9 protein-coding genes are annotated in these 12,056 nt (G+C 53.4%); 5 read left to right on the top strand and 4 right to left on the bottom strand.

Translation table 11 applies throughout. The features are described from left to right. Positions 1 to 2: 2 nt before the first annotated feature. Positions 3 to 3,107 (top strand): efflux RND transporter permease subunit, encoded by a 3,105-nt coding sequence (locus ACI2J2_RS05155; RefSeq protein WP_404759572.1) that lies wholly within the window; start codon positions 3 to 5, stop codon positions 3,105 to 3,107. A 41-nt stretch (positions 3,108 to 3,148) separates the two neighbouring features. Further along, positions 3,149 to 3,796 (top strand): TetR/AcrR family transcriptional regulator, encoded by a 648-nt coding sequence (locus tag ACI2J2_RS05160; RefSeq protein ID WP_404759573.1) that lies wholly within the window; start codon positions 3,149 to 3,151, stop codon positions 3,794 to 3,796. On the opposite strand, the gene ACI2J2_RS05165 is transcribed toward ACI2J2_RS05160, so the two are convergent. Together ACI2J2_RS05165 and ACI2J2_RS05170 are read right to left on the bottom strand one after the other, a co-directional pair. Continuing rightward, on the bottom strand, positions 3,757 to 4,209 hold the full coding sequence (locus tag ACI2J2_RS05165) for a GNAT family N-acetyltransferase (RefSeq protein ID WP_404759574.1): 453 nt from the start codon (positions 4,207 to 4,209) through the stop codon (positions 3,757 to 3,759). The two genes, ACI2J2_RS05160 and ACI2J2_RS05165, sit on opposite strands and share 40 nt — an antisense overlap. 46 nt (positions 4,210 to 4,255) lie before the next feature. After that, entirely contained in the window at positions 4,256 to 5,983 is a 1,728-nt protein-coding gene (locus ACI2J2_RS05170) for an ABC-F family ATP-binding cassette domain-containing protein (RefSeq protein WP_404759575.1), read from the bottom strand. 501 nt (positions 5,984 to 6,484) lie between these two features. Here ACI2J2_RS05170 and ACI2J2_RS05175 point away from each other — a divergent pair. After that, on the top strand, positions 6,485 to 8,911 hold the full coding sequence (locus tag ACI2J2_RS05175) for a DUF3772 domain-containing protein (RefSeq protein WP_404759576.1): 2,427 nt from the start codon (positions 6,485 to 6,487) through the stop codon (positions 8,909 to 8,911). Between the two features lie 47 nt (positions 8,912 to 8,958). On the opposite strand, the gene ACI2J2_RS05180 is transcribed toward ACI2J2_RS05175, so the two are convergent. Continuing rightward, positions 8,959 to 9,132 (bottom strand): hypothetical protein, encoded by a 174-nt coding sequence (locus ACI2J2_RS05180; RefSeq protein ID WP_209633565.1) that lies wholly within the window; start codon positions 9,130 to 9,132, stop codon positions 8,959 to 8,961. 175 nt (positions 9,133 to 9,307) lie between these two features. Here ACI2J2_RS05180 and ACI2J2_RS05185 point away from each other — a divergent pair, with 175 nt between their 5' ends. Continuing rightward, positions 9,308 to 9,577, top strand: a complete 270-nt coding sequence (locus tag ACI2J2_RS05185; RefSeq protein WP_209633564.1) for a PTS transporter subunit EIIB — start codon at positions 9,308 to 9,310, stop codon at positions 9,575 to 9,577. Here ACI2J2_RS05185 and ACI2J2_RS05190 read toward each other — a convergent pair whose 3' ends face one another. Further along, positions 9,578 to 10,513, bottom strand: a complete 936-nt coding sequence (locus ACI2J2_RS05190) for a LysR family transcriptional regulator (RefSeq protein WP_209633562.1) — start codon at positions 10,511 to 10,513, stop codon at positions 9,578 to 9,580. A gap of 249 nt (positions 10,514 to 10,762) precedes the next feature. Between ACI2J2_RS05190 and ACI2J2_RS05195 the strand changes: the two genes are divergently transcribed. After that, positions 10,763 to 12,028 (top strand): ABC transporter substrate-binding protein, encoded by a 1,266-nt coding sequence (locus ACI2J2_RS05195; RefSeq protein ID WP_404759577.1) that lies wholly within the window; start codon positions 10,763 to 10,765, stop codon positions 12,026 to 12,028. Positions 12,029 to 12,056 lie beyond the last annotated feature (28 nt).

Below are 12,056 nucleotides of genomic sequence, written 5' to 3' on the forward strand. Positions count from 1 at the left end.
CCATGCTGGCGCATTTCTTTGTTTTTCGGCCTGTATTTGCCGCCGTTCTGGCTATTTGCATTATGGCTGCGGGCATTCTGGCATTGCTGACGCTGCCGGTGGAACAATACCCGGATATCGCCCCACCAGGTGTTACCGTGACGGCCAACTATCCCGGGGCGTCTGCTAAAACGGTGGAAGACAGTGTGACTCAGGTGATAGAGCAGCAAATCAAGGGGATTGATGGGCTGCTCTATTTTTCCTCAACCAGCAGTTCCGCCGGACAGGCACGCATCAGCCTGAGTTTTGATCAGCAAACCAATCCGGATATAGCGCAGGTTCAGGTACAAAATGCGGTGAACCAGGCTAATTCACGTTTACCTCAGGAAGTGCAACAGCAGGGGATCACCGTTACCAAGTCACAAGGCGACAGTTTGATGGTGGTGGCGTTGTACGATACCGGTGGGCAAATGGATAACGTCGATATCAATGACTATCTTGTCAGTGCATTGCAGGATCCGCTGAGTCGGGTGGATGGAGTGGGTGAGACGACGGTGTTCGGTGCGCAATATGCCATGCGCATTTGGTTGGATCCGCTCCGGTTAAGCAGTTACGGACTGATGCCCTCAGACGTTCAAACAGCCGTAGAGGCGCAGAATGCTCAGGTCACTAGCGGTGAGCTGGGGTCGCTCCCAACACTCCCTGGCCAGGCAATGAACGCCACCGTTACGGCACAATCCAGGCTGCAAACGCCAGAACAGTTCAGCAACATTATTTTGCGTACCAACACAGACGGTTCGGCGGTTTATCTGCGGGACGTTGCACGGGTTGAAATAGGCGCAGAGAATTATCAGAACCAAACCCGCTTAAACGGCTATCCGGCCGCCGGTATTTCCATTCAGTTGGCATCGGGTGCTAACGCGCTGACCGTGGCGGAAAGCGTGCGTGCCGACGTTGAACGCATGACTCCGCAGTTTCCTGCCGGACTGAAAGTCGCTTATCCGCGCGACAGTACACCTTTTGTCACTGTTTCGATCGAAGGTGTGGTGCAGACGTTGATCGAGGCCATCATCTTGGTTGTGGTCGTGATGTACCTGTTTTTACAGAACTGGCGCGCCACGTTGATTCCGGCGATCACCGTGCCAGTCGTCTTGCTAGGGACATTCGGCATTCTGGCGCTGCTAGGTTACAGCATTAATACCCTGACATTGTTTGCCATGGTGTTGGCGATCGGCTTGTTGGTTGATGATGCAATCGTGGTTGTCGAAAACGTAGAGCGGGTGATGGAAGAGGACGCATTACCTCCGCAGCAGGCGACGCTGCGTTCGATGGGTGAGATCAACAGTGCGTTGATCGGCATTGCACTGGTCCTGTCTGCGGTGTTTATTCCTATGGCGTTTTTGGGTGGCTCCACCGGGATTATTTACCGCCAGTTTTCGATTACCATCGTTTCCTCCATGGTGTTATCCGTGTTGGTCGCGTTGACGCTAACGCCCGCCTTGTGCGCCGGTTTACTGCGTCCAGCCTCCCATGACAAGCGCGGTTGGTTTTTCACGCGTTTTAACCGTGTCGTCGATCGTAGCCAACAGGGGTATGGTCGTGGGTTGACGCATATTTTGGCACATAAAGGGCTTTACAGCCTGGTGGCGTTACTGATTACCGGTGTGATGATATGGCAGTACTTCCGCATGCCCACGGGATTCCTGCCGGTCGAGGATCAGGGCTCTGTCATGATACAATTTACGTTACCGCCCGGTACGCCAATGGCGCGAACACAGCAAGCTGCAGATAGCATTGCCGACTATTTTATGACCGAAGAAAAAGACAACCTGAACGTTATTTTTATGGTGGTCGGGCGTAACAACGCTGGGAGTGGCCAGAATGTCGGCATGGCGTTTGCGGAATTAAAAAATTGGGATTTGCGTAATGGCAGCGAGAACACCGCCCAAGCGATCATTGCGCGAGCCAACCAGCATTTTAAAGGCGCCCGGGATGTACAGGTCAATGTTCTGTCTCCGCCAGCGGTACGCGGTCTGGGGCAATCCAGTGGCTTTGAGTTATGGCTACAAGATCAAAGCAATGCTGGCCATGATGAACTGCAATTGGCGCAGCAGCAGGTAATTACCGCTGCCAGTGATAATCCCTTATTGACCGCGGTGCGGGTGAATGGTCTGGAAGATAAAGCACAGCTCCAGGTAGATGTCGATCAGCAAAAGGCGAGCGCACAGGGGTTGCAGCAGGCGGATATAAACAACACTTTGTCTGCAGCCTGGGGCGGCGCCTATATCAATGATTTTATCGATCGTGGGCGGGTGAAGCGCGTCTATATGCAAGGTCAGGCCAGTTCTCGTTCTGCACCTGATGACATTAATCAGTGGTTTGTGCGCGGTAGCAGCGGCAGCATGGCGTCATTTGCCAGTTTTGCTAACACGCGCTGGCTCTCCGGTCCGCAAATGCTACAACGCTTCAATGGGCTATCAGCGACTCAACTCCAGGGTTCCTCTGTATTAGGCGAAAGCTCGGGCACGGCCATGGCTCAGATGCAGGGTATTATTGCCAGTGTAACGGGGTTTGGACTGGAGTGGAGTGGTTTATCCTACCAAGAACAGGTGGCTGCGGGCCAAACGCTGTGGATTTACCTGGCGTCTGTACTGTTTATCTTCCTGTGTCTGGCAGCGCTGTATGAAAGCTGGTCAATTCCAATTGCTGTGATGTTGATTATCCCCTTGGGTATTGTCGGTGCTGTGCTCGCCACACGGCTGGCAGGCTATGAAAATGACATCTATTTTCAGGTGGGCATGTTGACCACTATCGGATTGTCGGCAAAGAATGCGATTCTGATTATTGAGTTTGCGGAAGCGCAGATGAAATCGGGGCAAACACTGCTGGCAGCGACACTTGAAGGCGCGCGTCTGCGATTACGTCCTATCGTTATGACGTCACTGGCGTTTGTCGCAGGGGTCATTCCGTTGGCCTTGTCGGTCGGTGCCGGAGCGTCAAGCCGTCGTGAAATAGGCATTGCGGTGATCGGTGGCATGATTTCTGGCACACTGTTGGCGTTGTTATTCGTGCCGTTGTTTTTTGTGCTGGTGAAACAAGGGCTGGCACGCCTAAAAAGTAAAAAATAATCCTTTCGTAACGATATCTGCGGGGCAGGAGTAAATTCACCATGAACAACCGCCAACCAGGGCGCCCGATGAAGGCTAAACCGCGAATATTAGCCGCTGCCAGCGAGTTGTTTCTGACACAGGGGTTGGATATTTCGTTGGATGTGATCGCCACCGAGGCCGGTACCACGCGGCAAACGTTGTATAACCATTTCCCCGGAAAAGATGCACTGGTGCTGGAGACCTTCAATTACATGAAGGACATGATGCATCCTCCAATCAATGCAATTCTGGCAGGCGATACGCAAGATCTTCACTTGGTCCTGATGCGTTTTGCGACGGTGGTACAGGATCACTTTTTCCAAACCAAAAACATCCACTTTCATCGGTTGTTGATCCAACTGTTACAACAGCGGCCGGAATTATACGCGACGTTGCAGCAACGCGATTCTGGGCGCGTACTGCAAGGATTGGTCACGTTATTACAACAGGCTCAACAGCGAGGAGCCATAGAAGTTAAAAACGTTGAACTTCAGGCCAAAGCGTTTTTGGGAGCGGTGATGGGGTACCCATTACCTGCGGCGTTGCTGACTGATGACATACCGGATAAAGCGCATTTGCACGTATTGGCGACGACCACGATTGATCTATTCTTGCGTGCCTGGGGTTATCAGGGCGTCATACATACCGAGAATGTCAGCCGCCAATGAGGCCGATTACCCGGTTGATCAATCCACGCGCGGTAGGCTGTCGGGGGGACCACCGACAGCCAAAATGCAAGGCCACCGGGGTTATCTGCCAGCACTGACAGCTGCCAGTGACCCGGATGTAACCTGAACAAGGTTTGCACAACCGTTTTACCCATACCGTATTTGCGGCAGGGTTTGGTGATGTAGAACTCTGCCATTTCCATTGTTGGGGTGGGATCCAGCGTGCGGACCAACGCAAACCCCACTGGCTGCGACTGATTTAAAATCAAATACGGATACCGGCCGCTTTCGCGCCAATAATGTGACAAATGCGGGTAGTCCACATCGGCGCCCAACTCTCGCAGGTAGTCGTGCAGCATGGCCGCCAGCAGTGGCCGTTCCTCACGGGTTGCCAGCCGGAGATTAAGATTCATATCACCACCGAAAAGAAAAAGGCCGCCGATAGGCGGCCTGTGAAGGTTAGTCCAGATTCAACCGGGCGGTGAGGATGGCGATTTCCTCGCGCCACTGTTGCTGCAAGTGCGTTTTTTGATGCTTTGGCTTACGCGCCAGATCCTCCTGCAGTTTGTTTTCCACTTCAAACAACGTCGCAAGAAGCATTTCTTCGTCATCATGGCGTAACTCACTGGCGGTGAGAACCCGGTCTGGCGCTGCCATTGGCTGAGCGTCACGTTCTTCGGCCATTCGTGCGTAGACCGGCTCCAGATCGTGCCATTCTTCCAACTGCTGGTTATCAATCAGCCAGAAACGGTTACAGCTGTTTTCGATCAACATCCGGTCGTGAGTGACCAGCATCACAGCGCCTTCAAATTGGCGCAGGGTATCGGCCAGCTCTTCCTTACCTTCCATATCCAAATGGTTGGTCGGTTCGTCGAGCAACAATAAAGAATGGTTAGCCAGTGTCAGCCCGACAAACAGCAGGCGCGATCGCTCACCGCCGCTCAGCGTGCTGATACGTTGCTGATGGCGCAGATAAGGGAAGCCGGCACCAATCAGGGCCATTTTCCGCTGTTCTTCGGTTAGCGGCGCGAAATGCGTCAATGCTTCGCTCAGCGTGTCGTCATCGCGCAGCTGTTGCAGGCTTTGATCGTAATAGCCGATGCGTACCCGAGGATGGAAAACCGCGTCCTGGCTGGCCGCGCCTTGGTATTCCCGCCACAGGTGCTGCAGCAGTGAAGACTTGCCGCAGCCGTTACGCCCGACGATGGCAATACGGTCACCGCTTTTGACCCGCAGCTGCGCCAGGTGAAACAGCACCGGCGCATCAGCGGCCGGACGGACGTCCAACTGCGGCAAAGCCAGCAGGCGATCGGCATCCAGCGCCTCACCGTTAAGCTTAAGCCGCCATTGGCTGCCCGCCGTCAACGTGGTTTGCTCTTCTTTCATCCGATCAACGCGTTTTTCCATTTGTTTAGCCTTGCGAGCCAGGTCTTCATTATCGTAAACCTTGCCCCAAACGGCCAACCTATGGGCGCTTTTGGCGACCCGGTCGATCTCTTTCTGTTCCGCCTGACGGCGATGCGCATCTGCGGCATCCTGTTCCTCTAACGCCTTGCGTGCTGCAGTACATGGCAAGCGGAAGAATTGCAGTGTTTTGTCACGCAAGATCCAGGTGCAGTTGGTGACCTGATCCAACAGGTAGCGATCGTGAGATACCAGAACAAAACTGCCAGACCAGTTTTGCAAAAAACGCTCTAACCACAATAAGGTGGGAAGATCCAGATGGTTACTGGGTTCATCCAGCAGGAGCAGATCCGGTTGGCGGATTAACGCACGTGCCAGCAGCAGACGAGTATGCTGCCCACCGCTCAAGGTGCCGGCGGTTAGCGTCCATGACGGTGGCGCAAAACCCAGGCTGGTGAGCAGGACTTCTCCCTGCCAACTTTCGCTGACGCGCTGATTTTCTGGCAATCGCGCCAGTACTGCCTCGAGCAGGGTGCAGCCGTGCAGTTCATCAGGCAGGTGTTGTTCTACCCGTGCCATCAGGCACTGATGGGCAGGCGTCACGCTGCCGGTACTGGCAGAGAGATCACCGCTAAGGATTTTCAACAGGGTACTTTTGCCGCAGCCGTTATGGCCGATTAAACCAATGCGGTCGCCTTTTTTCAGGCTGAAGGAAACCTCAACCAACAGAGGGCCGAACGCGTTGTCGAAACCGACAGATTGTGCAGATAATAATGTGCTCATTGCTTACTCAAGAGTTACAGGCATGCAAATGCCTATCGTCAAACATCGCTGACGATAACCCGGTAAGCCGGAGGGAAGGGACTCAAATTTTAGTAAGCTTCGCTCAAGCCTGGGTTATCGCAGCACGATACCGGTAATGCTTGAGCAGCGGCAATTACTATAGAAGTGTGAGTAAAAAAACAATTCACACATCGGCATAGTAATCCTCCTTTTTATAATGTTGGTAAATGGGTGCGCTGAGTATAAAACGCTTTGGTCGGTTATGCCACTGTGAGTCACGCTACTGATCGGTTACGTCAGGGGAAAGTTTACCGTAATTCAACCGGTTGCAAGCCGAGTGATAGGGCGGCATCAATAATCGTGCTGAATGGGAGTAATACTGATATTTAAGCGGAGATTAAGCAGTTATCATAACTACAGTTTATGATTAGCCAGGCGGGTCGGTGTATATCGACCCGCCTGCGTCGTCTGTCTATCATGCAAATGCCGAGCAATGAATTTATGTTAAAGCCCCGTCAAATTCTTCTTTTCCTGTTCCTGCTGTTTGGCTTGCAGTTGGCACCGCTGACCAGCGTCGCTGCACAGGATGATACCCCTGCCGCCGAAGTCCAGCTGGATCCTGCTACCGCGCTAAAGAACTACCAGAAACAGTTGGATAGCATTAAACAGCAGGTTTCCAAGGCGGATAATGATAACCAACTCAGCAAGCTGAAGCTGGTCACCGACGATCTGGCCGCTGGGCTGGACAAGCTCGCGACCGAACTGCAACCGGCGCAGGAAAAATTGCAGGCGCAACTCGATGTATTAGGCCCACCGCCGGCCGCCGGGGCGATGGCAGAAACCGCAGCCGTGGTGCAGCAGCGTAATGGTTTGAACAACAGCAAAAAGCAACTCGACGATGCGGTAAAACGGGCGCAGGCCATGAAAGCCAGCGTGCTCGACCTTGGGCAACAAATCAGCGATCTGCGTCGTGTGGCGTTCAAAACCCAGTTGGCGTTGAACACCGGCAGCGTGCTGGGCGCCAAGTTTTGGTCGCCGGTGGTGCAACCTTCCGACAGTGACATGCAGCGATTGGATGAATTCAATGCTGCAATGAAACAGGTCTGGGACGCCAGTTGGCAAGAGGACTCGCGTTACGGCACTCTCGGTTTGCTGGTACTGGCCGTGGTTATCTGGTCGTGGGGGCGTTACTTCTCCGAGCGTTTTCTGGCTTGGGCAAGTATTCGTTTTCTGCCGGACGGGCGCTTGCGCCGCAGCTTTATGGCGCTGATGACCGTCACCGTCACCGTGATCACCACCAGTATTGCGTTAAATTTGCTGTATATCTCCTTTACCCGCGTGCAACCACTGCCGGTAATGCTGGAGGACTTCGCCGAAGGCTTTAACCGGTTGGGGATCTTCTGTGCGCTGATTGCCGGGCTGGGACGTGCGACACTGTCGCTCAATCGGCCATCATGGCGCCTGGCCTCGATGGATGATGCCGTTGCTTCCGGGCTGCGTTATTTTTCGCCGCTATTGGCTGGGTTGGCACTGGCGTTTGGTACCGTGGAACTGATCAATAACGTGGTCAGCGCCAGCCTGAGCACCACCATTTTCGGCAATGGCTTGGTCGCTGGCTTGATCGGCATGGTATTGCTGGCGATGCCGCTACGTTCTCAGCGTATCCGCCGTAAGCTGGAACAGCAGGGCGAGCATGTAGAGAAACGCTCAACCATCAGCGGATTGCTGCACATGGGCACGTTGGTATGCTCAGTAGTGATCTTATTCTCGTTGTTGGTGGGGTATATCGCGTTCGCCCGTTTCCTGACCTATCAGGTGATCTGGATAGCTCTGGTATTGATGGCGTTTTATTTTCTGCTGCTGTTCGCGACCGATCTGTGTGGCGCAATCTTTTCGCCGCAGACCGCCAGTGGCAAGATGCTCAAAAAGTCCTTTAACTTTAAAGACCGTCATCTGGAACAAATGGCCATCATCTTCACCGCCATTGCCAAATGTTCTTTGCTGTTGTTGATGATCGTCTCGCTGTTTAACGGTTCTTTTGGTACCACCACGCCGAACTCGTTGCTCGAAAAAATTATTGCCATCCTGAGTGGTGAAGGATTACAGCGGCTGAATATTGTGCCGGGTAACCTGATTAATGCGGTTATTTGCCTGGCCATTGGCATTTACATTCTGCGGGTGACGCAGCGTTGGCTCAGTCAGGAATTACTGCCGAAAACCATTTCAGATATCGGTATTCGTGCCTCATTGGTCACGTTATTCAGTAACGTTGGTTATGTGTTACTGATCTTGATCACCCTGGCTGCGTTGGGTATTCAGTGGAACAATCTGGCGTGGATCGTGAGTGCGTTATCGGTCGGTATCGGTTTTGGTTTGCAGGAGATCGTGAAGAACTTTATTTCCGGTTTGATCCTGCTGACCGAACGGCCAGTGAAAGTCGGCGATATGATCGGTATTGGCGGTGTCGAAGGGGATGTACGCCGTATTAACGTGCGTGCTACCGAGATTCAACTCAGTGACCGTTCGACAATGATTGTCCCTAACTCCCAGTTAATCTCACAAAACGTCCGTAACGCGACGATGGGGAACGCACAGGGGGTAGTGACGATTGCGCTGACCTTCCCAACGGACATCGATCCGGAACAGGTACGTAATATTTTGTTGAGTGCCTACCAAGAGTATGACGCTATTCTCGAGGCACCTGCGCCCTATGTGCGCTTCAGCCAGCTCGGCCCGGATGGCATCATCCTCAGTGTGACCGGGTATGTGGCAAGTCCGCGCATGGTTGGGGCCACCAAAAGCGAGCTGTTGTTCAATATTCTCAAACTGCTGCGCGCGCAACGGGTCAATATGTCCAGCCCGCAGGAAGTGGTATTTATGAAGCAGCAGGCGAGAAATATGGCTAACGACGAAGAGCAGTCGTCGTAATCTGCCGGTGGCACAAAGGCCCACCGTGAAAGGTGGGCCGAGGTCACTTAATGCATAGCGGGCACCACAGATTGGGAGCAATCGCTGTTGGCGCTGGCGCCGGTATTATTGCAGGTCTGTGGATCATTATGCACCGGCGGTGGCGGCACGTCCTGTGGGCCACCTTTACCGATACAGCCAGAAAGCATCAGGATCAAAAACAGGGGGATCATTGCCTTCATCTCAGTTACCTCCGATCTGAACACGTTCTTAAGTATATGCACTGCAAGGCGCCGAGAGCGTCCGATCATGCGTTATAGAACTTATCTATATCACCCCGGAATAAACCAATTTCACTTCGGCCGCTCAGCGGCCCTATGCTGCGGTGGCATAGGGCAATTTTTTTGAGGAGGCATCATGGAAAAACAACAGTTGGCGACAGCGGTACTTGCCGCCTTGGGCGGCGCAGAAAACCTGACCAAACTGCGTTACTGTGCCAGCCGTGTCAGGGCAGAACTGTGTGATAGCACAAGGTTAGAGCGGCAAAGCATAACGCAGTTGCCAGGCGTTAAAGCATTGCTGGAGGTAGAAACGCCACAGCGGACCACCGAGTATCAGTTGGTGGTAGGACCGGGGAATGCCCGGCCGTTATATCAGGCACTGGTCGCATTGAGCGGCGAAAAGTAATTACACCAACAAAGGGCGGATCTGCTCCAGATGCTGCTGCATTAACGCCTGCATTTGCATCAGATGGGGGGCATCCGCTTTTTCGCGCATCAGGTAAATACCGACGGTGCAGCGTTGGCCCTGTTGAATCAACGTCAGCGGCTCAATACCATAATCGGCAAAGTAGCCCGCCATACAGGAGGGATACGCTAACAAAATTGCATCGGAATCATTGATCATATCTACGGCCGACATCATCGAGTTGGTTGAGCAAATCACCCGTTCCGCCAGGTGCAGACGGTTACGTGCCAGCTTTTTCGGCTGCATATCCTCCACGATATGATGATAGCGACTTTCATCTGGCGTCAGCTCAACGCAGGGATAATCCAGCAACGCATCCGGGCTTACCGGTTTACCGAGCAGCGGGTGCCCGCGTCGTACAAACATACTGTCGGTGGTGCTGAATAACGGCAAAAAACTGATGCCGGCCTTGGGGTTCAATCCCTGAATTTCATGGCCGATGAACAAGTCAATATCGCCCCCCAACAGCAGATCCATCAAACGCAGATGGTTGCCCAGATCAATATGAATATTCACCAGCGGATGTAACTTACGGTAGGCATTGAAGCTGTCACGCACGAACATGTACCACCACGCATGGCCTGTGCCCATGCGCAGGCTTTGCTCTTGGCGTGCTTTGATAAACGCCATTTTAATCAATGTATTATCGTAAATTCGCTGCATCATTTGCGCCTGCTCCAGCAGCAAGTCACCGTATTCGGTGGTTTTCACGCCCGTTGAGGTGCGCTCCAGCAGCTGTACTCCCAGGTTCTCTTCCAGCTTCTTCATGTTGTGGGTCAATGTCGGCTGACTCAAACAAAGTTTGTTTGCTGCATGACTCACATTTTTGAACATTGCCACTTCGATAAACTGCCGCAGAATTTTGTCCACGATCATATTTTCCACTGGTGATATAGAAAGTTTCTATATCGTAGCGATGAAAAACGATTTCCGCCAATGACCCGCCTTCGATAGTTTTGCTGCTATACCCAAAATAATTGGCGTTGCATCAACGCGGCAAGGGCGTAAATCCCCAGGCGCTTAGTTAACTACGTGACTGGAGTGCGCGGGTGCAGCCAACACAGATGCAGCTTCAAGTATGACGGGGATATGCCGGTATTCCCAGCCGCCACCAGAGAGGACGCAATGAGAAGACTGATACCGAGTATGGTTGCCGCCACACTGGCGCTGATGTCCGGTCAAACGCTGGCCGATACGCTGCGTATGCAGTGTGCGCCCAGCAAAGAAGGGCGTCAGTATTGCAATGAGATCAAGCAACGTTTTGAGGCTCAGACCGGCCATACCCTGGAATTTATCGATCTTCCCCCGGCCTCCGATGAAAAGCTGTCGTTATTTCAGCAGCTGTTTGCCGCCAAAGATTCCAGTGCCATCGATCTGTTCCAGGCCGATACCGTGTGGATAGGCGTGCTGAACAAACATCTGCTGGATCTGACCGACAGCGTGAGCGACATCAAGCAGGATTTCTTCCCCGCCGCCTGGCAAAACAATGTGGTTAATGGCCGGGTTAAAGCGGTACCGGCCTATCTGGACAGTGGCGCACTCTATTACCGCAAGGACTTGCTGGAAAAATACGACGAGCAGCCCCCGGCGACCTGGGCCGACTTGACCCGCATCGCGACGCGTATTCAGCAGGGGGAGCGTGCCGCCGGCCATAAGAATTTTTGGGGACTCGTGTTCCAGGGGAAATCCTACGAAGGGCTGACGTGCAACGCACTCGAGTGGGTGGCGTCGCAAAACGGCGGCAGTTTTATTGATGCCCAGGGCAATATCACCATCAACAATCCACAGGCCGCACAGGCATTAAATATGGCCGCCGGATGGATAGGCAAAATTACGCCAAAGGGCGCACTCGGTTACATGGAAGAAGAGTCGCGGGCGGTGTTTCAAAACGGCGATGCGTTATTTATGCGCAATTGGCCCTACGCCTACGTATTGGCGCAGGACAGCAGCAGTGCAATACGTGGAAAGGTCGGCGTAACGCCGTTGCCGAAGGGCGCTGAAGGTGAGTCCGTCAGCGCATTAGGCGGCTGGCAGTGGGCAATCAACGGTTATACCAAGAACCCTCAGGCGGCGATCGCGCTGCTGAAAATTGTCAGCGATGCCGAATCGCAAAAACGGGCGCTGGCATTAATGGGCCTGGCACCGTCACGGATGGCATTGTACGACGATCCCCAGGTCCTGGCGCAGGCACCGTATTTAGCCGATTTCAAAGGCATCTTCGCGCAGGCAACGCCACGCCCGGCAACCCAAACCAAAAGGCAGTACGCGCAGGTTTCGAAAGCGATCTACAACGCCACGTTTAACGTATTGCGCGGAGATAGTGACGGTGTCACTGCTGTGGCGGATTTACAACAGCGACTGGAACGGATTAAAGCCAGAGGATGGCGTTGAAGGCAGTGCAATCCCCATTAACCGTTGG

The sequence above is a fragment of the Serratia sp. NPDC087055 genome (assembly GCF_044900985.1).
In the GTDB taxonomy this organism is placed as follows: Bacteria; Pseudomonadota; Gammaproteobacteria; order Enterobacterales; family Enterobacteriaceae; genus Serratia.

Bases quoted from the DNA above. Each gene is read 5' to 3' on its own strand.
- ACI2J2_RS05165 (WP_404759574.1), bottom strand. From the start codon at position 4,209: ATGAATCTTAATCTCCGGCTGGCAACCCGTGAGGAACGGCCACTGCTG.
- ACI2J2_RS05160 (WP_404759573.1), top strand. From the start codon at position 3,149: ATGAACAACCGCCAACCAGGGCGCCCGATGAAGGCTAAACCGCGAATA.
- ACI2J2_RS05180 (WP_209633565.1), bottom strand. From the start codon at position 9,132: ATGAAGGCAATGATCCCCCTGTTTTTGATCCTGATGCTTTCTGGCTGT.
- ACI2J2_RS05155 (WP_404759572.1), top strand. From the start codon at position 3: ATGCTGGCGCATTTCTTTGTTTTTCGGCCTGTATTTGCCGCCGTTCTG.
- ACI2J2_RS05185 (WP_209633564.1), top strand. From the start codon at position 9,308: ATGGAAAAACAACAGTTGGCGACAGCGGTACTTGCCGCCTTGGGCGGC.
- ACI2J2_RS05195 (WP_404759577.1), top strand. From the start codon at position 10,763: ATGAGAAGACTGATACCGAGTATGGTTGCCGCCACACTGGCGCTGATG.
- ACI2J2_RS05170 (WP_404759575.1), bottom strand. From the start codon at position 5,983: ATGAGCACATTATTATCTGCACAATCTGTCGGTTTCGACAACGCGTTC.
- ACI2J2_RS05175 (WP_404759576.1), top strand. From the start codon at position 6,485: ATGTTAAAGCCCCGTCAAATTCTTCTTTTCCTGTTCCTGCTGTTTGGC.
- ACI2J2_RS05190 (WP_209633562.1), bottom strand. From the start codon at position 10,513: ATGATCGTGGACAAAATTCTGCGGCAGTTTATCGAAGTGGCAATGTTC.